20 protein-coding genes are annotated in these 25,126 nt (G+C 71.4%); 10 read left to right on the top strand and 10 right to left on the bottom strand.

Annotation, left to right across the window (positions count from 1 at the left end):
- The first annotated feature begins 150 nt into the window (after positions 1-150).
- From ACWEVP_RS42430 to ACWEVP_RS42405, 6 genes are all read left to right on the top strand, one after another.
- Complete coding sequence (locus ACWEVP_RS42430; RefSeq protein WP_452068244.1) at positions 151-555, top strand: nitroreductase family deazaflavin-dependent oxidoreductase; 405 nt, start codon at positions 151-153, stop codon at positions 553-555.
- Positions 556-618: 63 nt separating this feature from the next.
- Complete coding sequence (locus ACWEVP_RS42425; RefSeq protein WP_452068243.1) at positions 619-1,380, top strand: lysophospholipid acyltransferase family protein; 762 nt, start codon at positions 619-621, stop codon at positions 1,378-1,380.
- A gap of 48 nt (positions 1,381-1,428) precedes the next feature.
- Positions 1,429-2,820, top strand: coding sequence for a dihydrolipoyl dehydrogenase (lpdA, locus tag ACWEVP_RS42420; protein WP_452068242.1), 1,392 nt, complete (start codon positions 1,429-1,431; stop codon positions 2,818-2,820).
- Positions 2,821-2,926: 106 nt separating this feature from the next.
- Positions 2,927-3,499, top strand: a complete 573-nt coding sequence (locus ACWEVP_RS42415; RefSeq protein WP_452068241.1) for a nucleotidyltransferase family protein — start codon at positions 2,927-2,929, stop codon at positions 3,497-3,499.
- 22 nt (positions 3,500-3,521) lie between these two features.
- Complete coding sequence (locus tag ACWEVP_RS42410) at positions 3,522-4,409, top strand: NADP-dependent oxidoreductase (RefSeq protein WP_452068240.1); 888 nt, start codon at positions 3,522-3,524, stop codon at positions 4,407-4,409.
- A gap of 129 nt (positions 4,410-4,538) precedes the next feature.
- Positions 4,539-6,446 carry a S8 family serine peptidase gene (locus ACWEVP_RS42405; RefSeq protein WP_452068239.1) on the top strand — a complete coding sequence of 636 codons (1,908 nt, stop codon included), beginning with the start codon at positions 4,539-4,541 and terminating at the stop codon, positions 6,444-6,446.
- 43 nt (positions 6,447-6,489) lie between these two features.
- Here ACWEVP_RS42405 and ACWEVP_RS42400 read toward each other — a convergent pair whose 3' ends face one another.
- A complete protein-coding gene (locus ACWEVP_RS42400; RefSeq protein ID WP_452068238.1) occupies positions 6,490-7,119 on the bottom strand; it encodes a class I SAM-dependent methyltransferase in 630 nt (209 codons plus the stop codon).
- Between the two features lie 21 nt (positions 7,120-7,140).
- Here ACWEVP_RS42400 and ACWEVP_RS42395 point away from each other — a divergent pair, with 21 nt between their 5' ends.
- Positions 7,141-7,875, top strand: a complete 735-nt coding sequence (locus ACWEVP_RS42395) for an SDR family oxidoreductase (protein WP_452068237.1) — start codon at positions 7,141-7,143, stop codon at positions 7,873-7,875.
- A gap of 228 nt (positions 7,876-8,103) precedes the next feature.
- Positions 8,104-11,253 (top strand): arabinosyltransferase domain-containing protein, encoded by a 3,150-nt coding sequence (locus ACWEVP_RS42390; protein ID WP_452068236.1) that lies wholly within the window; start codon positions 8,104-8,106, stop codon positions 11,251-11,253.
- Positions 11,254-11,333: 80 nt separating this feature from the next.
- Here ACWEVP_RS42390 and ACWEVP_RS42385 read toward each other — a convergent pair whose 3' ends face one another.
- Entirely contained in the window at positions 11,334-12,785 is a 1,452-nt protein-coding gene (locus ACWEVP_RS42385) for a peptide ABC transporter substrate-binding protein (RefSeq protein WP_452068235.1), read from the bottom strand.
- A gap of 94 nt (positions 12,786-12,879) precedes the next feature.
- On the opposite strand from ACWEVP_RS42385, the gene ACWEVP_RS42380 reads away from it, so the two are divergent.
- Positions 12,880-14,214: an LVIVD repeat-containing protein gene (locus ACWEVP_RS42380; protein ID WP_452068234.1), complete on the top strand. Its 1,335-nt coding sequence runs from the start codon at positions 12,880-12,882 to the stop codon at positions 14,212-14,214.
- Here the strand turns inward: ACWEVP_RS42380 and ACWEVP_RS42375 are convergent.
- A complete protein-coding gene (locus tag ACWEVP_RS42375) occupies positions 14,204-15,031 on the bottom strand; it encodes a helix-turn-helix domain-containing protein (RefSeq protein WP_452068233.1) in 828 nt (275 codons plus the stop codon). The two genes, ACWEVP_RS42380 and ACWEVP_RS42375, sit on opposite strands and share 11 nt — an antisense overlap.
- Before the next feature lie 132 nt (positions 15,032-15,163).
- Between ACWEVP_RS42375 and ACWEVP_RS42370 the strand changes: the two genes are divergently transcribed.
- Positions 15,164-15,619 carry a VOC family protein gene (locus ACWEVP_RS42370; protein WP_452068232.1) on the top strand — a complete coding sequence of 152 codons (456 nt, stop codon included), beginning with the start codon at positions 15,164-15,166 and terminating at the stop codon, positions 15,617-15,619.
- 54 nt (positions 15,620-15,673) lie between these two features.
- Here the strand turns inward: ACWEVP_RS42370 and ACWEVP_RS42365 are convergent, their stop codons facing one another.
- From ACWEVP_RS42365 to ACWEVP_RS42335, 7 genes are all read right to left on the bottom strand, one after another.
- A complete protein-coding gene (locus tag ACWEVP_RS42365) occupies positions 15,674-17,251 on the bottom strand; it encodes a glycoside hydrolase family 13 protein (protein WP_452068231.1) in 1,578 nt (525 codons plus the stop codon).
- Between the two features lie 35 nt (positions 17,252-17,286).
- On the bottom strand, positions 17,287-18,156 hold the full coding sequence (locus ACWEVP_RS42360) for a carbohydrate ABC transporter permease (protein WP_452068230.1): 870 nt from the start codon (positions 18,154-18,156) through the stop codon (positions 17,287-17,289).
- Positions 18,153-19,127: a carbohydrate ABC transporter permease gene (locus ACWEVP_RS42355; protein WP_452068229.1), complete on the bottom strand. Its 975-nt coding sequence runs from the start codon at positions 19,125-19,127 to the stop codon at positions 18,153-18,155. The genes ACWEVP_RS42360 and ACWEVP_RS42355 overlap by 4 nt, the downstream gene beginning before the upstream one ends.
- Complete coding sequence (locus tag ACWEVP_RS42350) at positions 19,105-20,469, bottom strand: ABC transporter substrate-binding protein (protein ID WP_452068228.1); 1,365 nt, start codon at positions 20,467-20,469, stop codon at positions 19,105-19,107. Before ACWEVP_RS42350 ends, ACWEVP_RS42355 begins: the two co-directional genes overlap by 23 nt.
- Before the next feature lie 178 nt (positions 20,470-20,647).
- Positions 20,648-21,655 carry a LacI family DNA-binding transcriptional regulator gene (locus ACWEVP_RS42345; RefSeq protein ID WP_086856081.1) on the bottom strand — a complete coding sequence of 336 codons (1,008 nt, stop codon included), beginning with the start codon at positions 21,653-21,655 and terminating at the stop codon, positions 20,648-20,650.
- A gap of 1,142 nt (positions 21,656-22,797) precedes the next feature.
- Positions 22,798-24,246: a sensor histidine kinase gene (locus ACWEVP_RS42340; RefSeq protein ID WP_452068227.1), complete on the bottom strand. Its 1,449-nt coding sequence runs from the start codon at positions 24,244-24,246 to the stop codon at positions 22,798-22,800.
- A complete protein-coding gene (locus ACWEVP_RS42335) occupies positions 24,243-24,917 on the bottom strand; it encodes a winged helix-turn-helix domain-containing protein (protein ID WP_452068226.1) in 675 nt (224 codons plus the stop codon). The genes ACWEVP_RS42340 and ACWEVP_RS42335 overlap by 4 nt, the downstream gene beginning before the upstream one ends.
- Between the last annotated feature and the right edge of the window lie 209 nt (positions 24,918-25,126).

Here is a 25,126-nt window from a genome sequence, read left to right as displayed (position 1 = left end):
GAGGGGGGTGGGCCGGGAGAAGCCGCTGGCCGGGGGACCTGACCCGTTCGAGTGAATCGCGCGGGAAGATCGGGCGGCGCGGGTGTGTTGGAAACAAGGAAAACCTTCAAGTGGTTTGTACGCCACTGCACGATCGGGAAAGGAACACGCATGCTGTTCGGTGACGAGCACGTCCGCCGCTACGAGGAGACCGACGGCGAGGTCGGCCACGACTGGAAGGACGGCGTCCCGACGCTGGTGCTGACCACCACGGGCCGCAAGACGGGGCAGGAGCGCAAGTTCGCCCTCATCTACCAGGAGGTCGACGGCAACCCGGTGATCGTGGCCTCCAAGGGCGGCGCGCCGAACCACCCCGGCTGGTACCTCAACCTCGTCGAGCACCCCGAGGTCGGCGTGCAGGTGAAGGCGGACAAGTTCCGGGCCCGCGCCCGCACCGCCGAGGGCGAAGAGCGCGCGAAGCTGTGGGAGAAACTGGCCGCCGTCTGGCCGGACTACAACGAATACGCGAAGAAGACGGACCGCGAGATTCCTGTCGTGGTTCTCGAGCGCGTGTGATCTGCGCCGCGTTCGGCGTGCGCACGGGCCGATCCGGCCGGTCGTGGGCTACGAATGACAACCATGGACCGCTGGACCGCCCTGGACACCGAAGGTGAGCTGCTCACCCGACGCCAGATGATCGCCTACGGCCGGCGCTTCGCCCGCGCCGGCCGGGGCGCCTGGTACAGCTTCGCGATCGAGGTCGTCTGGCAGTTCCTCGTGCAGACGACCCGGTTCCGCGTGCGGGGCTCGCACCACATCCCGAAGACCGGCGGCGTGCTGGTGGCGTCGAACCACTTGTCGTTCGCCGACCCGACGACGCTGACGGCATTCTGCCTCGCCGCCGGCCGCGTGCCCCGCTACCTGGCGAAGGCGTCGCTGTGGAAGCTGCCGGTCGTCGGCCGCGTGATGCGCTCGGGACGGCACATCCCGGTGTACCGCGGGGCCGCGACGGCCGCCGAGGCCTACCGCGACCTGGTCGCGTCCGTGCGGGACGGCGAGTGCGTCGCGGTCTTCCCGGAAGGCACGTTCTCGAAGGACCCCGGCGGCTGGCCGATGCGCGGCAAGACGGGCATCGTGCGCGCGGCGCTCGAGACCGGCGCGCCGGTGGTCCCGGTGGCCAACTGGGGCACCCACCACCTGCTGCCGTCCACGGCGTGGTTCCCGCGCGGGCTGCCCCGCAAGACCGTCGAGCTGGTCGCCGGGCCCCCGGTCGACCTGTCCGACCTGCGTGACCGCCCGCTCACCCGCGAGGTGCTGGAGGAGGCGACGGCCCGGATCATGGGCGAGGTGACGTCGCTTTTGGAGACGATCCGCGGCGAGGAGCGTCCCGCCGCGGCGTGAGGTCCGCGTCACCCCGCCCGGGCGGTGCGGAAGGGGTAGTTTCGGCTCATGAGTGCACAACACTTTGATGTCGTCGTGCTGGGAGCCGGGGTGGGCGGCTACGTCGCGGCGATCCGCGCGTCCCAGCTGGGGCTGAGCGCCGCGGTGGTCGAGGAGAAGTACTGGGGTGGCGTGTGCCTGAACGTCGGGTGCATCCCGTCGAAGGCACTGCTGCGCAACGCCGAGCTGGCGCACGTCGTGACGCAGGAGGCGGCGGCGTTCGGCATCTCCTCCGACAGCCCGATCCGCGTCGACTACACGGCGGCTTACGAGCGGAGCCGGAAGGTCGCCGACGGGCGCGTCAAGGGCGTGCACTTCCTGATGAAGAAGAACAAGATCACCGAGTTCGACGGGCACGGCACCTTCGTCGACGACCACACCCTCGAGGTGAACGGCTCGCGGATCACCTTCGGTCACTGCATCATCGCCACGGGGGCCACCACCCGGCTGCTGCCCGGGACCGCGCGCAGTGCGCGGGTCGTCACCTACGAAGAGCAGATCCTGTCCGGCGAGCTGCCGTCGAGCATCGTGATCGCCGGCGCCGGTGCCATCGGGGTCGAATTCGCTTACGTGCTGCACAACTACGGCGTCGACGTCACGATCGTCGAGTTCCTCGACCGGATGGTGCCGTTGGAGGACGCCGAGGTTTCGGCCGAGCTCGCGCGGCGGTACCGCAAGCTGGGGATCAAGGTGCTGACCTCGACCCGGGTCGAGTCCATCGACGAGTCCGGGTCGTCGGTGCGTGTGACGGTTTCCTCGGAGAAGAACGGGAAGCAGGTCCTCGAAGCGGAGAAGGTCCTGCAGGCCATCGGGTTCCAGCCCCGGGTCGAGGGGTACGGGCTGGAGAAGACCGGCGTCGCGCTGACCGAGCGCGGAGCCATCGCGGTCGACGGCCGCGGGCGCACGAACGTCGACCACATCTTCGCGATCGGCGACGTGACGGCGAAGCTGATGCTGGCCCACGCGTCGGAGTCGATGGGTGTGGTGGCGGCGGAGACCATCGCCGGGGCCGAGACCATGGAGCTCGACTTCCCGATGATCCCGCGGGCGACCTACTGCCAGCCGCAGATCGCCAGCTTCGGGTGGACCGAGGAGCAGGCCCGCGAGAAGGGCTTCGACGTGAAGGTGGCCAAGTTCCCCTTCACGGCCAACGGAAAGGCCCAGGGTCTCGGCGACGCGGGCGGCTTCGTGAAGCTGATCAGCGACGCGAAGTACGGGGAGCTGATCGGCGGGCACCTGATCGGGCCGGACGTCACCGAGCTGCTGCCGGAGCTGACGCTGGCCCAACAGTGGGATCTGACGGTGCACGAGGTGTCGCGCAACGTCCACGCGCACCCGACGCTGGGTGAGGCGGTCAAGGAAGCGGTGCACGGCCTCGCGGGTCACATGATCAACATGTAGGGCGCCGGAGCGCCGGCACGTTCCCCTCGGACCTTCGGCGGTCTCGGTGGGAACGTGCCGGTGCGACAACGCCGACGCTGCCCGTCCGCGCGCCTACGATGGCGTCGTGACGGACCTCGACCGGCTCCGCGGTTTCCTGGTGCGCAACGAAATCCTCGGCACCGTGCTGGAGCGCGCGCGAGCCTTCGACCTGCCGCACTGGTACCTCACCGCGGGGTGCGTCGCGCAGACCGTGTGGAACGTCCTCACCGGGCGGGACGCCGCGCACGGCATCGAAGACTACGACCTCTTCTACCGCGATCCCGCCGATCTCGGCTGGGCTGCCGAAGACCGGGTCATCCGGGTGGTCGCCGACGCGTGCCGTGACCTCGCGGTCGACGTCGAGGTGCGCAACGAGGCCCGCGTGCACCTCTGGTACGAAGCCAAGTTCGGCGTTGCCTGCCCGCCCTTCGCGAGCACCGAGGCGGCGATCGACGCCTTCCCCGCCGTCTGCTCGTGCGTCGGGGTGCGGATCGAGCCGGACGGCTCGTGGCACCTCCACGCCCCGCACGGCCTCGACGACCTCTTCGGCCTGATCGTCCGGCCCAACCCCGTGCTCGCGCCGCGGGAGGTCTTCGAACGCAAGGCCGCTCGCTGGAAGGCGCGCTGGCCCGAACTGACCGTGTTGACTTCAAGGTAACTCGAAGTATCAGACTGGCGGCATGAAAGCCGTTGCGTTCACCGGGTTCGGTGGCCCCGAAGTGCTCCGCGTTCTCGACCTGCCCGAACCGCACGCCGGGCCGGGGGAGGTCCGCGTGCGCGTGAAAGCCGCCGGGGTGCAGCCCTTCGACGCCGCCGTCCGTGCCGGGTGGGAGCCGCCGCACCTCGTGCTCGGCTGGCCGCGCGTTCCCGGCAACGAGTTCGCCGGCGTCGTCGACGAGGGCGATCTCGAGCCCGGCACCGAGGTGCTCGGCTTCACCGCCGTTCAGGCCGCCGCCGAATACGTCGTCGTGCCCGTCACCGACGTCACGCCGAAGCCGCCCGGAATGCCGTGGGAGGTGGCCGGCGGGTTCACCGCCGGCACGCAGACCGCGTCGATCGCGCTGGAGGCGCTCCGGCTCCGGGAAGGCGAGACGCTGCTCGTGCACGCGGCCGCCGGGTCCGTCGGCACCGCCGCGGTTCAGCTCGCGAAGCTCAAGGGCGCCACCGTCGTCGGCACGGCGAGCGAGGCGAACCAGGACTACCTCCGCGAGCTGGGTGCCACGCCGGTCGTCTACGGCCCGGGCTTGCGGGAACGCCTCGCGCCGCTGGGAATCGAGGTCGTGCTCGACGGCGCCGGCGGCGAAGCGCTCGACATTTCACTCGAACTGGTGGGGGACCGGACCCGGATCCTCACCCTCGTCGACCACCACCGGGCCGCCGGCCTCGGCGTGCTCGTCTCGAAGTCCGGACGCTCCGCCGAACGCCTTGCCGCGCTGGCGGCGCTCTACGCGAAGGGGGACTTGCGGTTCCACGTCCGCCGCGCGTACCCGTACACCGAGGCAGTGGCCGCGCACCGGGAAATCGAGACCGGGCACGGCCGGGGAAAAATCGTTCTCACGTTTCCCTGATCGTTCCAGCATGTGGGCAGGCGGACGTTCCCGACTTTGGTCGGTGGACCACCGGGCGGTCACTCCTTAGATTTTTCCCATTACACCCGGTTGGGTGTCATACGGCCGAGTGCCTTCAGGGAGAAATCGATGGTGAGATTCAGCCGGGTCGCCGCGCACGCGGTTCCGCTGACGGTCGGCGCGTTGCTGCTGACCACGGGGGTTTCCGCGGCGCAGCCGTCCACCGTGGACGCGGCGGCCGCGCGCACCGAGGCGGGCATCAACGCGCTGCAGGGCATCAAGAAGAGCCTGACCCCCGCCGAGCGCAAGCAATCGAGCCAGCTCGTCGTCGAGAAGCGGTTGCGGGCCGACCGGTCCCTGGCCGCGAAGCTGCCCGACTACCGCTCCGGTGTCGGCGTCAGCAGCGCCGGCACCGTCGCGGTCGACATCGCCGCCGGCCGCGACGAGGGTGTCGTCGCGAACGTGGTCAAGGCCGCGGGCGGCACCGTCCGCTACGCCGCGGGTGGCGCCGTCCGCGCCGACCTGCCGCTGTCCGCTGTGGACGGCATCGCCGGCCGCGCCGACGTCGCCGAGGTCCACCCCGCGGCGCAGGCGACCACCTGGAGCGAGTCCGGCAACCGGGACTTCGGCCGCGCCGCCGCCGCGCAGGCCGCCGCGGCCACGCAGGTGTCCGAGGGCGACAAGGCGCACGGCGCCGACACCGCCCGCACGACCTACGGCGTCAGCGGCTCGGGGGTCAAGGTCTGCGTCCTCTCCGACGGCGTCGACTCGCTGGCGAAGTCGCAGAGCGCCGGTGAGCTGCCGGCCGTGGACGTCCTGTCCGGCCAGAAGGGCAGCGGCGACGAGGGCACCGCGATGCTGGAGATCATCCACGACCTCGCGCCCGACGCCGCCCTCGGCTTCGCGACCGCGTTCACCAGCGAGGCCAGCTTCGCCGCGAACATCCGCGCGCTGCGCACGACCGGCCACTGCACGATCATCGTCGACGACGTCTCCTACTTCGACGAGTCGCCGTTCCAGGACACGCAGGTCGCGCAGGCGGTCAACGACGTCACCGCGGCCGGTGTCCTGTACTTCTCCTCGGCCGGCAACTCGGGCAACGCGACCGACGGCACGAGCGGCTACTACGAAGGCGACTTCCGCGCGTCGTCGTCGAAGATCAGCGGCGTCACCGGCACCCCGCACGACTTCGACCCGAGCAGCACGACGCAGAACTTCGACGCGCTTTCGGCGGGCTCGCTCGGCCGCCCGGTGACGCTGTTCTGGTCCGACCCGTGGGGCAAGTCCGCCAACGACTACGACCTGTTCATCCTGAACTCCTCGGGCAGCGTCGTGGCCTCCAGCGAGAACGGCCAGTCCGGCTCGCAGAACCCGTACGAGATCGCTTCGGTGCCGACCTCGGGCTCCGGCTACAAGGTCGCGGTGGTCAAGTACAGCGGTGCCGACCGGTTCATCGCGCTGAACGTCATCCGCGGCCGGTTCGTGGCCTCGGGCTCGCTCAAGGCGTTCAGCACCAACGGTGTCACGAACGGCCACTCGGCGGCCGCGAACGCGTTCAGCGTGGCGGCGGCCCCGGCGGCGGGCGCGTTCACCCGGCCGCTGGAGACCGGTGACCCGGCCAACCCGGCCGGCCCGTACCCGGGCCAGTTCAGCGCGTCGAGCAAGTGGGAGCGCTTCTCCTCCGACGGCAAGCGCCACCTGTTCTACAACGCGGACGGCACGGCGATCACGCCGGGCAACGTGTCCTCGACGGGCGGCACGACCCGCGCCAAGCCGGACATCACCGCGGCGGACGGCGTGGCGACGTCGGTGACCGGCTTCCAGCCGTTCTTCGGCACCTCGGCGGCGGCTCCGCACGCGGCGGCGATCGCGGCCCTGCTGCTGTCGGGCAAGCCGACGGCGACGCCGGCGCAGATCCGCAGCGCGCTGGTGTCGAGCGCGATCGACCTGGGCGCGTCCGGCTTCGACACGGTGACCGGCAACGGCGTGATCATGGCCGGCCCGGCCCTGGCCGCGCTGGGTGTCCAGCCGAAGTAGTTCTCCGCGGCGGGGGGTCGGCGCGAGCCGGGCCCCCGCCGCGTCACTTTCCGGCGACCAGCAGGTGGAAGCCGACCCGGCCGACGCCGAGCCGGTCGTGGCGGCGCAGGTCCAGCCCGGCGCGGGCGAGCGCGGCCTCGACGTCGGCCACCGGGCGGATGCGGAAGCCGTGCTCGGTGAACAGCGGCGCCCGGCTCATCGTCTCCGGGTCGCCGATGCCGAGCACGAACGTGCCACCCGGCTTCAGTACCCGCGCCACTTCGGCGAACGCCCCGTCGAGGTCGTCGACGAAGTACACGGTGTTCGTGGTCATGACCGCCCCGGCCGCGCCGTCTTCGAGGGGCAGCGCGGTGATCGGCCCCTCGTGCAGCCGCAGCCGGTTCGCCGCGAGCTCGCGGCGGAACGTGCGGCGGGCCCGGTCGAGCATCGTCGCCGAGACCTCCACGCCGTGCACCGTGCCGGCCTTCCGCAGCAGCAGCGCGAGGCCCAGGCCGCCGCCGAACCCGATGTCGAGCGCCGTTTCCCCGCCCGCGAGACCGAGCGCCGCGACGGCCGCGACGATCGGTTCGCGGTTGCCGCGGTTGAGCATCGTGCCCACGACCCGGCCGCGCAGGTCGCTAGGGTGGCCGAGTTGCCGGGCGAGACCGGCCTGGAAACGGTCGCGAAGTCCCATGGACGCAGTCTAGGAGGCGGAATGGCGAAGACCGCGGTGGTCACCGGGGCCGGGTCGGGGATCGGGCGGGCCGTGGCCCGGGCGCTGCTGGCCGACGGCTGGTCCGTCGCGCTGGCCGGGCGGCGCGCTTCCGCTCTCGAGGAAACCGCGGCCGGCTTCGACAGCACCCTCGTCGTCCCCACCGACGTCTCGGACGAAGCTTCCGTGGCCGCCCTCTTCGACGCCGTTCGCGCCGGATGGGGCCGGCTCGACCTGCTCTTCAACAACGCCGGCGTCGGGACCGCCGGGACCGTCGCCGATCTGTCCGTCGAGGACTGGAAGCGGACCGTCGACGTCAACCTCACCGGGATGTTCCTCTGCGCCCGCCAGGCGGTCCGGCTCATGCGGGACCAGGACCCGCGCGGCGGCCGGATCGTCAACAACGGTTCCATCTCCGCGCACGTCCCGCGTCCGGCGAGCGTCGCCTACACCGCGACCAAGCACGCCGTCACCGGCCTCACCCGCTCGATCTCCCTGGACGGCCGCGCGTGGAACGTCGCGTGCGGCCAGATCGACATCGGCAACGCCGCCACGGAGATGACCGAGCGGATGGCGGCGGGCATCCCGCAGGCGGACGGCCGGGTCGTCGCCGAGCCGACGTTCGACGTCCGGCACGTCGCCGACGCCGTGCTGTCCATGGCGGCGCTGCCGTTGAGCGCCAATGTGCAGTTCCTCACCATCACCGCGACGACGATGCCGTTCATCGGCCGCGGTTAGCGTTCCCGAATTCCGAATCCCGGATGCTCCGGACATTCCGAAACGCGCCGTTCACAAAACTCCGGCGCGGCCGCCGGAAGTTGGCACGGATTTAACCGGCGGGCCGGGCGGCCGAGATTGTAAGGTGCCGCAAGGGAAATCGCAGTGCGGCCGGCGCGGACCCAGTCGATCGGGACGGGTTCGGAGGGGTCCCGATCCGGCTCTGAACAGCGTGATAGCGTCCGCCCGATGCAGACGGCCGGCGGAATTCCCACGGTCATCTCGGATGAGGTGACCCATTCAGGGCGACCCGACACCGGCGCCGCGGAACGAGTGAACACCGGGCTGTGGCGCCGGCTGGTGATCGTGCTGGGAATCCTCGCCGCGGGCTGCGCGCTCGCTTCGCCGTTGCTGCCGGTGGTGCAGGACACCGCCGAGATCACCTGGCCCGCCGGCACCGACACGCGCCCGGTGAACGCTCCGCTCACCGGCTACTGGGCGCAGGACATGCGGGTCGACCTGCCGTGCGCGACGATCCAGTCGGTCGGTGCGCGAAAACCGGGCGGTGCCACCCTGTTCTCCACCGTTCCCGGGGCGCGCACGGGCGACGGTGCCGGGATGTTCCTGCGGGCCGAGCGGGGAACGCTGACCGCGTTCAGCCGGGGCAGGCAGGTCGCCGGCCTGCCGCTGCCCGCGACCGGGTGCGACGTCCGGTTCTCCTCTTCGGCGACGCGCACCACGCTGACCGTCGGCGGCGCCGTCGTGTACGACGCGGGCGGTGACGTGCGCCCGCGCGTGGTCGGGATCTACACCGACATCACGTCGGCGAGCGATCCGATCGCCGGGCTGCGCGTGTCGATCACCCCGGACACCCGCTACCAGTCCACGCCGACCGCCCTCAAGACCGGTGTCGGCGTCATCGGCGTGCTCGCGCTGATCGGCTGCCTGATCGCGGTGAACCGGCTCGACCGCGGCGGCGCGCGGCGGGCGCCCCGCTGGGCGCCGGTCGGCTGGTGGAAGCTCACCAAACGCGACTTCACGGTCTTCGGGGTGCTCGGCGCCTGGGTCTTCATCGGGCCGGTGACCTCCGACGACGGCTACATCCTGACCATGGCCAGAGTGGCGTCGCAGGTCGGCTACCTGACCAACTACCACCGGTGGTTCGGGGTCGCCGAGGCGCCGTTCGGCTGGAACGACCACATCTACGAGCTGATGACGGCGGTCTCCACGGTGCCGCCGTGGATCCGGCTGCCGTCGTTCCTCATCGGCGTGGTCTGCTGGCTGCTGATCAGCCGCGAGGTGATGCCGCGGCTGGGCAACCAGGTGCGCCGGAGCCCGGCGGCGAGCTGGGCCGCGGCGATGGTGTTCCTGGTCTGGTGGCTGCCGTTCAACAACGGGGTGCGCCCCGAGCCGTGGGCCGCGCTGGGCTCGCTGCTCGCGCTGTGCGCGGTGGAGCGCGCGCTCGTCACGCGCCGCCTGCTGCCGCTCTGCCTCGGCCTGCTGTCCGCCGCGTTCGCGCTCGCCGCGACGCCGACGGCCCTGATCGCCGTGGCGCCCTTCCTGGTGGCCGCGCGCCCGCTGGTCCAGCTGCTGCGCTCCCGGGTGCGGGAAGCGGGCTGGACGGCGGTCCTCGCGCCGATCGCGGCGGCCGGGTTGATCGTGCTCGTCGTCGTGTTCGCCGACCAGACGTTCGCCAGCGTGGCGGAGGCGACCCGGCTGCGCGGCAAGGTCGGCCCGAGCGAACCCTGGTACAACGAGCTTTCGCGGTACCAGCTGCTGTTCTCCGACAACGCCGACGGGTCGCTCACCCGGCGGTTCCCGGTGCTGCTGCTCATGTTGTGCACCGGCACCTGCCTGGTGGTGCTGCTGCGCCGCGGCCGGATCCAGGGCGCCGCGCTCGGCCCGGCGCGGCGGCTGATCGGTACCACCGCGCTGTTCTTCCTGCTGCTGGCGCTGACGCCGACCAAGTGGACGCACCACTTCGGCGCGTTCGCGGCGGTCGGCTCGGCGATGGCCGCCCTCACCGCGCTCGCCACGAGCTCGGCGGTGCTGCGCTCGAAGCGCAACCGGGCCGCGTTCACGGCCGGGCTGCTGGTGGTGGCCGCGCTCGCGGCGACCGGGCCGAACGCGTACTGGTTCGTCTCGAGCATCGGCGTGCCGTGGTTCGACAAGGCGCCGTCGCTGCACGGCTACCACCTGTCGACCCTGCTGCTGCTCGCCGCGGCGGTCGCGGCGGTGATCGCGTTCGTGGAGAACGTGCAGGCGCAGCGACCCGGGCCGCTGCCGCCACCGACACAGGAACGGCGGCTGCGCGCGCTGAAGCTCGGTTCGCTTTCGCTCGTCGTGGTCTGCGGCGTGGTCGTCGCGTTCGAGTTCGTCGGTATGGGCAAAGCGATCCAGAAGCAGTGGCACAGCTACAGCCTCGGTGCCGCGAACGTGGCGCACCTGTTCACCAGCAGCGGCAACCTTTCCGACCACGTCATGGTCGAGACCGACCCGGCGTCGAGCGTGCTCAAGCCGGGGCTGCCGGCGGACGGCGACACCGCTGCCGCCGGGTTCCACACCAAGGCCGAGTCCGGCGACGACCCGCTGGACAGCCCGCCGAACGGGTTGAGCGCGAGCACCCTGCCGGCGTGGAGCAGCTACGGCGCCGTCGAGCGGACCGCCCGCCTGCGCACTTCCTGGTACCGGCTGCCGGGCAGCCGGGCGGACGCGCAGCTCGCGGTCGCGGTGGCGGCCAAGGCCGGCAAGGCGGCGGGCGTCTGGTTCGAGTTCGGCAGGCGGACGCCAGCGGGAGTCGAGGTCGTCAAGTCGGACCAGGTGCACGCGCCGGGCTCGGACACCGACTCGAGCGGTGACCCGGCGAGCACCGGCAAGTGGGCCGACGAGCGGATCGGGATCGGTGACCTGCCGCAGGACGTCACGCTGGTCCGCGTGGTCGCGAAGGACGACGACGTGACCCCGGACGGCTGGGTCGCCGTGACGGCACCGCGCATCCCGACGTTCACGACGCTGACCCAGCGGGTCGGCGGCGCGCCGGTGTACCTGGACTGGCCGGCGGCGTTCGTGTACCCGCGCATGAACCCGGTGGTGTCGCACGACGGGATCTCCGAGGTGCCGGCGTACCGGATCACCGCGGGCACGCTCCAGTCGGAGGCGAACTGGGCGAGCAACGCCCACGGCGGCCCGCTCGGCTGGCTCGAAGAGGTCGCCGACCAGCCCGAAGTGCCGAGCTACCTGGAGGGAGCGCCGGGGCAGCCGTGGGGCAAGCTGATGCGCGTCCAGCCGTACGCCGCCGGGCAGGCACCCCACGTCGAGCACGGCGAGAAGACCGTGTGGGGCTGGTGGTCACCGGGGCCGGGACCCATGCAGCCCAACGGAACCACGGCCACGCGCTAGCCGCGGAGGCGGTCCAGCCAGCGGCGCCGGGCGCCGACGCCGACGGCCGGCACCAGACGTCGTCGACGCCGGGTCCCAGGTCACGAAACCCCGATCCCCGCGAGCACCGGGCCGGTGAACAGCGTCGTCGTGACGTCGTGGGCGCGTGCCGACCACACCGCGTGGCCGTGGCCCGACCACAGCGGGGCCACCGGGAGGTCGCGCAGCAGCTGGTTCTCCGCCAGCCGGTAGAGCTCACCCGCCTCCTGCGGCGTCGCCGCCGCGTCCGCCAGCGCGAGGTTCTGGCGGAACACCTCGTCGGGGTACCCGGACGTCGAAGCCAGCCGGGACAGCAGCTCGTACGGGCTCGCCGTGGTCAGCGTGACGTCCAGTGTGGACGGTCCGTCCGCCGCGCCGGGTGCGGGCTGGGCGGTCACCGAGACGTCCAGGGACTTGTGCAGCCCGACCACCAGCGTCCGGGTCCACTCCTCGGTGCTCGGTCCGAAGTAGACAGTCGCGCCGCCCGGGAAGGAAGCCTGCTGCAGCAGAGCTTTCCCGGCCGCCGCGTCGAAGCTGCACGGACGGCACGTGCCCGAGCGCTCGCCGGGCGCGTCCGCCGGGGGCAGGAGTGCCTTGGCCGGGTCGGCCTGGTGGGCGAGCGGGCCCGCTTCGAGGGCCGCGCGGTCGATGCCGAGCGCGAAGCCGTGGCGGACCGTCGCGTCGGCGAACCGGGGGTTCGTCACGGGGAACGCGAGGTAGCCCGCCCTCGGCAGCGCCCAGGTCGCGTGGTGGTCTTCGCCGAAGTCGGCGTGCATCGCGTCGTGCTTCTCGCCCGGGACCTCGGTGGCGAGGTCGAGCGTGCCCGCCTTGACCGCGTCGTACTGGGCCACCGGATCGCCGACGCGCAGGTCGATCTCCTCGGCCTTGCCGGGGCCGACGCGCTTCAGCGTGCCGCCCGAGCCGGGCCGCCACGGGCCGTCGAGCCGGTACGGGCCGTTGCCGACCGGTGCCTTCGCGAAGCCGGCCCAGTCGCGGGAGGCGAGCACCGACGCGGGCAGCGGCACCAGGCCCGGTGCCGCCAGCAACGCGGGCACCTGACCCGACGGCCGGTCCAGGACGAGTGTGATCGTGTCCGGAGCGGACGCCGTGATCTCACGGGCGCGCAGCAGCTTCGTCAGCACCGTCGCCGAAGCCCACCGCGAAGCAGCGACCGCCCGCCAGGTGTCCACGTAGGACTGAGCGGTGACCGGTGTGCCGTCGTGGAACCGCGCGGGCCGCAGCTTCACCGTCCAGTGCACCCGGTCGGCGCTCTCGATCGACGCCGCGGCCCGCGGCGTGACCTTCCCGGTCGCCGCGTCGTAGTCGGCCAGCGGCGTCCACAGCGCACCGGTCACCAGCCGGCCGGCCTGGTCGGTGACGTCGGCCGGGAGGAGCGTCGCCGGCTCCCGGAGGCCGGCGGACAGGACACCGGGCCGGGCCGGGTCGGGATCGGAACAGCCCGTGACGGCGAGGGCCGCTGTGGCGAGCGAGGCGAGCAGGGCGAGCAGGCGCATGGGCCAGTCCTACCAGTCAGGAGGCAACCAAAGGTGGTTGTGTCCGGTTGATCTCCGTCGTACCGTTCGCTGGACACGCGTTCTGGGAGGTTTCGTGCGCACCTGGCTCCGGTCGTGCTTCGCCGCCGTCACCGTCAGCGCCACGCTCGTCGCGACCGGGCTCCCGGCCGCCGCCTGCGGCGAGGACGACAAGCCCGCGGTCCCGGCCGCGCGCACCCTGGGTGACCCGGGGGCGATCAAGAACGTCAAGGCCGTCGGCAGCGTCCCGGACGCCGCCGGGGCCATCTCGGTCAACTTCCTCGACTACGGCCGCCGCGACGTCATGGTCGTGTCCGGCGAGTTCGGGCTCAAGGTCTACGACCTGACGAAGGACCCGGCCGCGCCGAAGCTCGTCGGGCAGGTCAGCCTGCCGGGGCTGTGGGAGACCGAGGACACCGAGGTCGACCAGAACCGCAAGCTGGTGTTTCTCTCCCGCGACCCGCGCGCGTACGGCGGCACGACGCACACCGGCGAGTCCGGCATCTACGTCGTCGACGTCTCGAAGCCGGAGGCGCCGGCGATCCTCAGCTACACGAAGGTCCCGGCCGGGCACACGACCAGCTGCGTCGCGGGCTGCCGCTACCTGTGGACCGGCGGCCCGGCGAAGGCCGACGACCAGCCCGCCGACTGGGGCGGCCGGCCGATCTGGGTCACCGACATCCGCGACCCGCGGCACCCGAAGGTGAACCCGCAGCCCATCGAGCTGGCCCGCAACGACGGCAAGACCGACTACGTGCACGACGTCCAGGTGGACGCCGACGGCGTGGCCTGGGTGTCCGGCCGCGGCGGCGTCCGCGGGTACTGGACCGACGGCGTGCACCGCGACCCGCTGTCGGGGAAGGTCCGGCGCGCGACGGCGCACGAGCCGATCCCGTACGCGGGCGGCGGCATCGCCGAGACGGCGGCGCCCTCGCGGTTCATGCACAACAGCTTCCACCCGGCGGGCCACCGCATCGGCGACGGCGCGTGGCGCGGCCAGGACCTGATCTACGCGACGGAGGAGAACTTCGTCGACGGCTGCGCGGGCGACGGCGTCCTGACCATTTCGTCGTTGAAGGGCTCCTACCGCGGCGAAGGCTGGCGTTCGACGCCTTCGCAGCCGTTCCGCCTGGAGAGCGTGGGCACGTGGAGCGTCAACGGCCAGGAGGGCAGCGACCCGGCGTCGGACGACTGTTCGGCGCACTACTTCGACGTCCGCGGCAAGGTCCTGGTGCAGTCGTTCTACTCGCAGGGCACGAGGTTCCTGGACGTGAGCGACCCGACGAACCCGCGCCAGATCGCGTACTACCGTCCGGGCGACGCGAGCGCGTGGGCGCCGTACTGGCACGGGAAGTACGTGTACGTGGCGGACAACGCCCGCGGCATCGACATCCTGCAGCTCACGAAGTGACCGGGGCGGGGGCCGCCGTCCAGCTGGCCAGCAGGCGCAGCTTCTCTTCCGACGGTGACCCCGTGTCCGCGCTGTAGACGATGACGCTCTGCCCCTGGCTGTCCGGCAGGTGCAGGGTCTGCCAGTTGAGCGTCAGGTCGCCGACGGCCTCGTGGAAGAACCGCTTCACGCCGTGCTGGTGCTCGGCCACGCGGTGGTCGGCCCAGAGCGCGGCGAACTCCGCGGACCGGGTGCTCAGGTCGCCGACGATCCGCGACAGCGCGTCGTCGGCCGGTCCTGCCCGCAGCACGGCGACGACGTCCGCGGCGATCCTCGCCCAGTCGCGGTAGACGACGCGGGCGCGCGGGTTGAGGAACATCCACTTCGCGGTGTTGCGCTCCGCCGCCGGCATCGCCTCGAAGTCGTCGAGCAGCGCCTTGCCCGCGTGGTTGATGCCGAGCACCTCCAGGTGCGGGCCGTGGATGACGGCCGGCACGTCCAGCGCGCCGATCATCGACCGTAGCGCGGGCCGGGCCCGCGGCGGAGCGGGCGCCGGGTGGCGGCCCGGCTGCAGCAGCGAGCGGAGGTAGCGGGTCTCGACGTCGTCGAGCCGCAGCGCCCGCGCGATCGCGGCCAGCACCTGCCCGGAGACATTGCCGGCGCGGCCCTGTTCGAGCTTGACGTAGTAGTGGACGCTCACCCCGGCGAGACTGGCGACCTCTTCCCGGCGCAGCCCCCGCACGCGCCGGGCCGTGGTGGGACTGGGCAGGCCGACCTCCTCGGGGGTCAGCGCCGCGCGCCGCGAGGTGAGGAAGCCGCGCAGGGCGTCACCGCTCATACCCGGAGTATGACCGCCCTGGCGGGGCGGCGCCCATGCCCAGGGTGGTACCGGCAGGGCCACTCACCCCCTTCGCCCCGGCGTGCGGAAGGACCGTAATGGACACCATCCGCTCGACCGATGGAGTTGACCATGCCCTTGCCCGCCACCCCGCCCCAGGACCCCACGTCGCCCTTCGCGTCCATGCGCGGGCACCACACCGGGATCCGGTACCCCGACTTCGAGGCGGCCCGCGCGTTCTGGGTCGACACGATGGGCTGGCGTGTCCTGCAGACCTGGCCGTACGGCGACCTGACCCTGGCCTACGTCCTGCCGCCTGCCCAGGACGACTTCCACCTGGAGATCCTCGGCGGTCCCGGTGCCGCCGCCCAGCCGCGGTTCGGCGACGTCGACGCGAGCCTGGCCGTCAACGGCTACAACCACGTCTGCCTGTCGGTCGAGAACGTCGACGAAACCCTTGCCGAGCTGCGCAGGCGCGGGGTGGAGATCGTCAACGCGCCGTTCGAGATCGACGACATCAGCGCGCGGCTCGCATTCTTCCGTGACCCGTGGGGCAACATGTTCGAGCTGTCCGAGCGTGTCGGCTGATCCACCGGAGGCCGCCGCCGGGCCGGACCCGGGCGACGGCCTCCGGTGCGTCTGTCAGCCGCGCAGCCAGACCGCCGTGTCGGTCGGCAGCGACTCCGCCACCGGGCCGCTGGCCAGCAGGACCTCGCCGGCCGGCAGCGGCACCGGCGCGGCCGAGAAGTTCAGCGCGAACGTGAACTCCGGCCCGGTCCGGAACGCCAGCACCCCGTCGCCGAGCGACAGCCACTCCAGCTCGCCGGCCGGCAGGTCACGCCGGATGCGGAGCCCGGACCGGTAGAGCGACAGCATCGAGTCCGGGTCCGCCGCTTCCGCCGCGGCCGTGTACGCCTTCCACTCCTCCGGCTGCGGGAGCCACGCTCCGCCGGAACCGAAGCCGAACGGCGGCTCGTCGCCCGACCACGGGATCGGGACGCGGCAGCCGTCGCGGCCCGGGTCGGCGCCGTTCGTGCGGGCCCACACCGGGTCCTGGCGCAGCTCGTCGGCGATGTCCAGGACCTCCCACAACCCCAGCTCTTCGCCCTGGTAGACGTACAGGCCGCCGGGCAGCGCCAGGGTCAGCAGCGCCGCGGCCCGTGCTCGCCGGGTGCCGAGCGCGCGGTCCACCGGCAGCTCGTGCAACCGGTTCGCGAACGAGAAACCCGTGTCGCCCTGCCTGCCGTAGCGCGTCACGTGCCGCGTGACGTCGTGGTTCGACAGCACCCACGCCGCCGGCGCGCCGACCTCGTCGTGCGCCCGCAGCGTCCGGTCGATGACGTCCCGGAAGCGTCCCGCGTCCCACGGGCAGACCAGGAAGTCGAAGTTGAACGCCGAGTGCAGCTCGTCGCGGCGCAGGTAGCGTGCCGCCCGGGACATGTCCGGCAGCCACATCTCGCCGACCAGCACGCGCTCGCCCGGGTAGCTGTCGACGATCTTGCGCCACGAGCGGTAGATCTCGTGCAGGCCCTCCTGGTCGGAGAACGGGGTCTCGTCGCCGTCTTCGACGTCGGGCAGCGCCGGGTCCTTCACCAGGCCGTCGGCGACGTCGATGCGGAAGCCGTCGACGCCGCGGTCGAACCAGAACCGCAGCACGTCCTCGAACTCGGTGCGGATTTCGGGGTTGTCCCAGTTGAAGTCGGGCTGGCGGGAGCTGTAGAGGTGCAGGTACCACTCGCCGTCTTCCACGCGCGTCCACGCGGACCCGCCGAAGCGCGACTTCCAGTTGTTCGGCGGCTCGCTGCCGTCCGCGCCGCGGCCCGGGCGGAACCAGAACCGCTGCCGTTCCGGCGATCCCGGGCCGGCGGCCAGCGCGGCCTGGAACCAGCGGTGCTCGTCGGAGCAGTGGTTGGGCACGATGTCGATGATCACGCGGATGTTCCGCGCGTGGGCCTCGGCGATCAGCTCTTCGGCTTCGGCGAGCGTGCCGAAGAGCGGTTCGATGTCGCGGAAGTCGGCGACGTCGTAGCCGCCGTCGTCCATCGGGGACGGGTACCACGGGGTGAACCAGATCGCGTCGATCCCCAGGTCGGCCAGGTGGTCCAGCCGGGCGCGGACGCCGGCGAGGTCGCCGACGCCGTCGCCGTTGCCGTCCGCGAAGCTGCGGATGTACACCTGGTAGATCGCCGCGCTCCGCCACCAGCCGGTCTTGTCGGTCACGAAAGTGCCCCTCCTAGTCGTTGTGAGAACCCGGCTCAGCCCTTGATGCTGCCGGCGGTCAGCCCGGCGAGGATCTGCCGCTGGAAGGCCAGGAACAGCGCCACCATCGGCAGGCTGGCCAGCACCATCCCGGCGACGAGCACGTTGAGCGGCATGTCGATCGCCACCCGCTGCAGCATCACCGAGAGCGTCTGCTTTTCGGTGTCCGGGAACACCAGCAGCGGCCAGATGAAGTCCTTCCACGCGGTGACCACCGCGAGGATCGACACCACGGCCAGGATCGGCCGCGAGATCGGCAGGATGATCCGCCAGAGCGTGCGCACCGGCCCGGCGCCGTCGATGCGCGCGGCTTCGATGAGCTCGTCCGGGATCTGGTCGAAGAACCGCTTCAGCAGGTAGATGTTGAACGCGTTCGCGGCCGCCGGCAGCCAGACCGCGGTCGGCGAGTTGATCAGGTTGAGGTGCAGCAGCGGCAGGTCCGTCACCGTCACGTACGTCGGCACCAGCAATGCCGTCGCGGGCAGCATCAACGTCGCCAGCATCAGGCCGAGCACGACGTTGCCGAACTTCGGGCGCAGCTTGGACAGCGCGAACGCGGCCGGGACGTCGATGGCCAGCTGCGCCAGCCACGCACCGCCGGCGACGACGAGGGTGTTGAGGAAGTACTTGCCCAGGCTCAGCTGGTTCCACGCGTCGGCGAAGGTTTCCGGGTGCCACTCGTGCGGGACGAGCGTCGCCGGCGTCGCGGCCAGTTCCTGCGGTGACTTCAGCGCGCCGGTGACCGCCCAGTAGAGCGGGAACATGAAGGCCAGGACGAAAACCAGCAGCGTGCAGGCGAAGACGACGCCGTAGACGACCTTGCCGCGCGGGCTGCGCAGCGCGCCGGGCGAGACGAGGGTCCTCATGTCTGGTCCGCCTTCCGCGTCAGCCGGACGTACCACGCCGAGAACACGCCGAGCGCCACGAACAGCAGCAGGCTCATCGCGCTCGCCGAGCCGAAGTCGTTGTAGACGAAGGCGTAGCGGTACAGGAGCAGGAGCACGGTGACCGTCGAGTCGTCCGGGCCGCCGCCGGTCATCACGTACGGCTCGGTGAACACCTGCATGGTCGCGACGATCTGCAGCAGGAGCAGCACCAGCAGGACGAACCGCGTCTGCGGGAACGTCACGTGCCGCAGGCGTTTCCACAGCCCGGCGCCGTCGAGCTCCGCGGCTTCGTAGAGCTCGCCGGGGATCGTGCCGAGCGCGGCCAGGTAGATCAGCGTGGTGCTGCCCATGTTGGCCCACGTCGAGACGAACACCAACGACAGCATCGCCGTGCCGCTCGAGTCGAGCCATTGACCGCCGGGCAGGCCGATCGCGCCGAGCGCGGAGTTGAACAGGCCGGGTCCCGGGTCGTAGAACCACTTCCACATCAGCGCCGTCACGACCGGCGGCAGCATCACCGGCAGGTAGACGGCGAGCCGGAAGAACGCCTTCGCGTGCCGGATCTCGTTGAGCAGCACGGCGGTCAGGAACGGGACGGCGAAGCCGAAGACCAGCGCGAGCCCGGTGAACAGCAGCGTGTTGCGCCAGGCGACGCCGAACAGCGGGTCTTCGACGAGCTTCTCGAAGTTGTCGAGGCCGACCCACGTCGGCGGGTTGACGAAGTCGACCTGCTGGAAGCTCAGCAGGACACCACGCACGATCGGGTACCACGAGAACAGGGCGAACACCACGAGCGCGGCGCAGAGCAGGCCGTACGCGGTGAGGTTTTCCCGGAGCTTGCGCTTGAGCCGGGTCCGGCGGCGTTCTTCCGGGGAGGCGACCGGCCGCCTGGCCCGCGACGAGGACGTCGCGGGCCAGGCGAGCAGGCTACTTGACCTGGGCGAGGACACTGTTGACCTTCGACGACGCGGACGACAGCTGCTGGTCGAGGTTCGCGTTCTGGTCAGTCAGCACGGCCTGCATCACGCTGTCCAGCGCGGCGTAGATCTGCTGCGCGCCCGGCGGCTCGATGCTGCCCTTGATCTTGCTGGTGGTGTCCACGTAGGACTGGAAGTTCTTCGCGGGCACGTTGGCGTACTTGGCCTTCAGGGCCAGCTGCTGCTCGCGCACCGAGCCCGTCCAGACGTCCGGGGTCGGCTCGGCGGGCAGGCCGACCGGCTGCTTGCCGTCGACGTACTGCTGGATGTGCTTCTCGAAGCGGTCGGGGTTGAGGTACTTCCACTGGATCCACTCGAGGCCGGCCTTGACCTTCTCCGGCGACGCCTTCGGGTTGATCATGTAGCCCTCGCCGCCGAGCAGCGTGCCCTGACCGCCGGGCATGCCCGCGACGCCGTAGTCCTCGTACTTGCCGTTGAACTGCTTGACCAGCACGGGAACGTTGTCCGGGGCGGCCATGTACATGCCGAGCTGGCCGGCGCCCATCATGCGCTGCACGTCGGTGGCTTCGAGGAGCTGCTTGGCGCCCATCGAGTTGTCGGTCCAGCGCATGTCGTGCAGGTACTGCAGGGCCTGCTTGCCCTTTTCGTTGGCGAAGTCGGCGACCCACTTGTCGCCGTCCTTGCGGGCGATGTCGCCGCCGAGGGAGTACAGCCAGCTGGTCAGGTGCCAGCCACCCTGGTTGTTCTTGCTGTAGTCGGCGTACCCGACGACGCCGTTGCCCAGCGCGGCGATCTTCTTCGCGTCTTCGCGGACCTCGTCCCAGGTCGCCGGCGGCTTGTCGGGGTCGAGCCCGGCCTTCTGGAACAGCGGGCGGCTGTAGATCAGGCCCATCGTGTAGTTCATCGTCGGCAGGCCGTAGAGCTTGCCACCGGCGTCCCGGAAGTTGTCCAGCAGTTCCGGCTTGATGTCGTTGACGTGCGGAACGCTCTTGGCGGCTTCGGTGATGTCGGCGGCCTGGTGCCGCGCGATGATCTGCGCCGGGTCGGTGAAGTAGACGTAGTAGACGTCCTCGAGCTGCCCGCCGGCGAGCTTCGCGGAGAACGTCTTCGGGTCCATGAACCCTTCGTGCGGATCGATGTCGATGTTCGGGTGAGCGGCTTCGAACTCCTTGACGTCGGCGTCGAACACGCTGCGCTCGAACGGCTGGCTGGTCGGCGGCTGGCCGGTGACCGTGATCTTCACCTTCCCGCCGGTCTGGGCGGCGGTGTCCCCGTCGCCGCAGGCGGCGAGGGAGAGTGCGAGCCCGCCGGCGGCGATCAGGCACAACGTACGGCGGGACCAGGGACTGCTCATCTCAAGCCTCTTCTCGGGGTCGCGACGGCTGTCACGTGATTGCGGTCACTCTAAAGTGTGAGAGCAGATCGACGCAATAAGACGACGAGAAGTTGCAAGTTACGAACAGGCTGCACCCGCTCGAGTCCGGGCATGAAAAAGGCGCGACGGCCGGCAAGCCGTCGCGCCTGGGTGGGTGTTACGCCGTGCGGCGAGCCGTGGACCCCCGCACCACCAGCTCCGGGGCGAACAGCAGCTCCTCCGCCGCCACTTCGCCCCCGTTGATCCGCTTCACCAGCAGCTCCACCACCGCCCGCCCCATGGCCTCGATCGGCTGGCGGGTCGTCGTCAGGGGCGGGTCCGTGCAGTTCATCAGCGCCGAGTCGTCGTAGCCGACCACCGAGATGTCCTCCGGCACCGAAAGCCCCTGCCGGCGGGCCGCGCGGACCGCGCCCAGGGCCAGCAGGTCGCTCGCGCACAGCACCGCCGTCGCGCCGCGGGGGTACAGCCTGGCCGCCGCCGCGTGGCCGCCCTCGATCGAGAACATCCCGTGCTCGACCAGCTCGTCCAGGACCGGCAGCCCCAGCTTCGCCGCGTACGCCTGGAACGCCGCCAGCTTGCGCTGCGACGGCACGTGGTCCGACGGGCCCAGGACCAGCCCGATCTTCTCGTGCCCGAGTGAGCTCAGGTGCCCGACGACCTGCTCGACCGCCACCGCGTCGTCGCACGAGACCTGGGGCAGGCCGAGGTGCTCGACCGCCGCGTTGATCAGCACCGTCGGCAGCCGCCGCTCGACGAGGTGGTGGTAGTGCGAGTGGACCGCGTCCGCCTGCGCGTACAGCCCGCCGGCGAACACCACGCCCGACACCTGCTGCTGCAGGAGCAGCTCGACGTACTCCGCCTCGGACACCCCGCCCGCGGTCCGCGTGCACAGCACCGGGGTGAACCCCTGCTGCGCGAGGGCGTTGCCCATGATCTCGGCCAGCGCGGGGAAGATGGGGTTCTGCAGCTCCGGCAGCACCAGCCCGACCAGGCGGGCCCGCTCGCCGCGCAGCTGGGTGGGGCGTTCGTAGCCCATCACGTCCAGCGCGGTGAGCACGGCGGCCCGGGTGCTGGCGGACACCCCGGACCGGCCGTTGAGCACCCGGCTGACCGTGGCTTCACTGACCCCGACCTGGCGGGCGACTTCGGCAAGACGACGCGTCATGGCTGAAACTTTACAGCAACCGAGTGAAAAAGTACGACGTGCGAAACCGCGCCGAACTGGTGATCAACGGTCATGGAGCGCGCACATCCCGTTCCTAGCTTGGCGGTCGTGACCAGCACCCTCGATCGCACCACCACGTCTCGCGGCCTGACCGCGCTCGGCGCGCTCTCGCTCCTGCTCGCCGCCTACCGCGGGTTCCGCATGCCGGGCGACTGGGCGGTGACGCTCGAGGCCGTCTCGGTGACCGACGGCTTCCACCGCCGGTTCCTCGTCGGCACCCTGCTCCACCCGCTCGCGCTCGCGACCGGGTACGCGTACTGGGTGTTCGCGGCCGCCGCGTTCGCCGTCCTCGCCGCGCTGCTCGGGGTGGTGGCCGCCGCCTTCTTCCGCGCCCGGCACCCGGCCCGGAAGCTCCTGGTCGCCGCCTGGCTGCTGCTGCCGTCCGGCGGGTTCCTCTTCCACGAGGCCGGCTACTTCGACCAGGTGCTGTACCTGCTGCTGTTCGCCGCGTTGTGGCAGCTGCCGCGCCGGCCCGCGGTGGCGTCCGGGCTGCTGACCGCCGCCGTGTTCACCCACGAGATCGCGGCGCTCACCGTCCTCCCGGTCTTCGCGCTCGTGCTGGCGCGGCGGTGCTCGGTGCGGATCACGGCGATGCTGCTCGTGACGCCGGTGGCCGCGGAACTCGCGGTGCTCACGCTCCCGGCGTCGAGCCCCGGCGCGGCGGCCCGGCTGCGGACCGCGATGGCCGGCGCGGACTTCACCCCGCGGGCCGACGCGCTGGCCTTGTTCGAACGCACCCAGAGCGAAAGCTGGCGGCTGTATTCGATCACCGAGGTCCTGCTGCTCGTGGCCCCGATCCTGCTCGTCGTGGTGCTCGGCGTCCTGGCGCAACGACGTGACGTGCTCGCCGCCGCGGCCGTCGCGGCTCCGGCGTTGCTCGCCTTCGCGGGCTGGGATTGGGCGCGCTGGGGATTCCTGCTGGTCACCAACTTCGCCGTGGTCCTGTGGCTGGGCCCGGCGAGGGAGTTCCGCCCGCTCCCGCTGATCGCCGCCGCGGTGCTGCTCGCGTACCTGCCGCTGCCGTACTTCGACGGGCAGCACCCGCGCGAACTGAACTGGCGGGCGGTCACCGCGTTCGCCGATCAGCCCCGGGGCCACCGCACGGTGAACACGGCACCACCGTCATTGTGCACAGCGAGCGATCCGCCGTGCGCCAGCACGTTCTCCCGGGCGATCGCCAGCCCGAGCCCGCTGCCCTCGGTCGCCTGACGCGCGTGGTCGCCGCGCGCGAACCGGTCGAACAGGATCGGCAGCAGGTCCTCCGGCACCCCGGGACCGGCGTCGGCGACGCGCACGACGACGTCTTCGCCGGTGCCGTCGACGGTGACCGTGACCGGCGCGGCGCCGTGCCGGCCGGCGTTGCTCAGCAGGTTCGCCACCACGGTGTGCACCCGCCGCGGGTCGGCGACGACCGTGACGTCCCCGCTCGCGGTCACCGCGGCCGCGACGCCGGTGACCTCGGCGGCGTCCGCGACCAGGTCGGCGAGGTCGACGGGCGCCACCCGCAGGTCGGCCTTCCCGGCGTCGAAGCGGGCGATCTCGAGGAGGTCTTCGACGAGCTTCGCCAGCCGCCGCGCCTGGGCGCCCAGGATTTCGGTGGCGCGGGTGCGGGTGGCGGGCTCGGCGTCGTCGAGGCTGTCGACGGTGGCGATCATCGAGGCGAGCGGCGTTCGCAGGTCGTGGGCGACGTCGGCGACGAACCGCCGTTGCTGGCGGTCCTTCGCGTGCAGCTCCTCGATGGACTCGCCGAGCCGGGCGGCCATGGCGTTGAAGGAGGCGGCCAGTGCGGCGACCTCGTCCCGGCCCTTGACCGGCACGCGGGTGTCGAGTGCGCCCGCACCCAGCTCGTCGGCGGCCGCGGACAAGGCCTTGATCGGACGGCGGATCCGGCGCCCGATCAGGACCGCCACGCCAACCCCGAACACGCTCACCCCGAGCGCGATCAACCCCAGGTTGCGGCGCAGCGCGCCGAGGTCGGTTTCGAGCACGCCGAGATCGAAGAACTCGATCAGCAGGTAGTCGGAGTTGCCGAAGTTGCGGCTCACGACCAGCACCGGGCGGCCGGTTTCCGGGTTCGTGGTGACCGCGGTCTTCAGGTCGATCCCGCCGAACGGGCGGGGAAGTACTTCGGCTTCGACCGGTCTCAGCAGCTCCTCCGGGGTTTCCGTGGCGACCATCTGGGGTGGGCCGAGGGACTCGACCCGGTGCCCGTCGAGTTGCAGGGGTGCGCGGGCGACCGTGACGAACGGCTTGCCGGGTGATCTGGTCACGAGCAGCCAGCCGACAGGCAGGAACTTGAGGTTGTCCACGATGAGACCGACCCGTTCCTCGGGCCGGGCCGCATCGAGCTTCTTCTGCACGTCGATGTTGTCGCTGATCATGCGCGACTGGGCGGAGATGGTGAACGCCTGCACCACGTCCTCGGACTGCACCTGGTACGCGAAAAAGGCCACGACCGCCGTCGCCGTGGTGGTCACGCCGACGATCGCCGCCACGATCCGGGTCCGCAGGCTGACCGCGGGGAGCCTCACTTGGTCACCAGGCGGTAGCCGAGACCGCGGACCGTGCGCAGCAGCACCGGGTTCGCCGGGTCGTCCTCCACCTTCGCCCGCAGCCGCGCGACCGCCGCGTCGACGATCCGCGAGTCACCGACGTAGCCGTAGTCCCAAACCCGCTTGAGCAGCACCTGACGGCTCAGCACCTGGTTCGGGTGCTCGGCGAACTCGACGAGCAGCCGGATCTCCGTGGCGGTCAGGGCCAGTTCCTCGCCGCCGCGGGTGACGCCCATCGCGGCCGCGTCGATCTCCAGCTCGCCCACGCGCAGCAGGCCGGCTTCCGGCACGGCAGGCTGCGCGCGGCGGCCGATCGCCTTGATCCGCGCGTCGAGCACGCGCGGCTCCGCCGGCTTGACCACGTAGTCGTCGGCACCGCACTCCAGCCCGGCGACGACGTCGATCGGGTCGCCGCGCGCGGTCAGCAGCACGATCGGCAGCCGGCTGCGGGCGCGGATGCGGCGGCAGACCTCGAAGCCGTCGATGCCGGGCAGCATGACGTCGAGCAGGACGAACTCGGCGTCGCCCAGCGAGGTCAGCGCGTGCTCGCCGGTGGGGGCGTGCACTACGTCGTGCCCCAGCGCGCGCAACGCCAGCGAAAGGGCTTCGGCCAGCGCTTCGTCGTCCTCGACGAGCAGCAGACGCGGCACTGGTCCTCCCCGGGATGATCTCCGGGGCGATGCTAATGCAGGGCACGGCGGCCCGGCGGATCCGTGCGGAACCGTCGAGCCGCCGTGCGGTTTCGTCACACTGGGCCGGCCGGACTAGAGCCTGTTTCAATGGCGTAGCCACTCGTTGATCGCCGCGATGTGCACGGTCGCCTCGTAGCGAACCGCGAGTTTGTCGAACCGTGTGGCCA

This window comes from Amycolatopsis sp. NPDC003865, from assembly GCF_053605345.1.
This window is presented reverse-complemented; position numbering and strand designations above follow the sequence as displayed.

Excerpts from the sequence above, each read along its gene's own strand:
- ACWEVP_RS42430 (WP_452068244.1), top strand. The coding sequence starts at position 151 with ATGCTGTTCGGTGACGAGCACGTCCGCCGCTACGAGGAGACCGACGGC.
- ACWEVP_RS42425 (WP_452068243.1), top strand. The coding sequence starts at position 619 with ATGGACCGCTGGACCGCCCTGGACACCGAAGGTGAGCTGCTCACCCGA.
- lpdA (WP_452068242.1), top strand. The coding sequence starts at position 1,429 with ATGAGTGCACAACACTTTGATGTCGTCGTGCTGGGAGCCGGGGTGGGC.
- ACWEVP_RS42410 (WP_452068240.1), top strand. The coding sequence starts at position 3,522 with ATGAAAGCCGTTGCGTTCACCGGGTTCGGTGGCCCCGAAGTGCTCCGC.
- ACWEVP_RS42405 (WP_452068239.1), top strand. The coding sequence starts at position 4,539 with ATGGTGAGATTCAGCCGGGTCGCCGCGCACGCGGTTCCGCTGACGGTC.
- ACWEVP_RS42400 (WP_452068238.1), bottom strand. The coding sequence starts at position 7,119 with ATGGGACTTCGCGACCGTTTCCAGGCCGGTCTCGCCCGGCAACTCGGC.
- ACWEVP_RS42395 (WP_452068237.1), top strand. The coding sequence starts at position 7,141 with ATGGCGAAGACCGCGGTGGTCACCGGGGCCGGGTCGGGGATCGGGCGG.
- ACWEVP_RS42390 (WP_452068236.1), top strand. The coding sequence starts at position 8,104 with ATGCAGACGGCCGGCGGAATTCCCACGGTCATCTCGGATGAGGTGACC.
- ACWEVP_RS42385 (WP_452068235.1), bottom strand. The coding sequence starts at position 12,785 with ATGCGCCTGCTCGCCCTGCTCGCCTCGCTCGCCACAGCGGCCCTCGCC.
- ACWEVP_RS42375 (WP_452068233.1), bottom strand. The coding sequence starts at position 15,031 with ATGAGCGGTGACGCCCTGCGCGGCTTCCTCACCTCGCGGCGCGCGGCG.
- ACWEVP_RS42370 (WP_452068232.1), top strand. The coding sequence starts at position 15,164 with ATGCCCTTGCCCGCCACCCCGCCCCAGGACCCCACGTCGCCCTTCGCG.
- ACWEVP_RS42360 (WP_452068230.1), bottom strand. The coding sequence starts at position 18,156 with ATGAGGACCCTCGTCTCGCCCGGCGCGCTGCGCAGCCCGCGCGGCAAG.
- ACWEVP_RS42350 (WP_452068228.1), bottom strand. The coding sequence starts at position 20,469 with ATGAGCAGTCCCTGGTCCCGCCGTACGTTGTGCCTGATCGCCGCCGGC.
- ACWEVP_RS42345 (WP_086856081.1), bottom strand. The coding sequence starts at position 21,655 with ATGACGCGTCGTCTTGCCGAAGTCGCCCGCCAGGTCGGGGTCAGTGAA.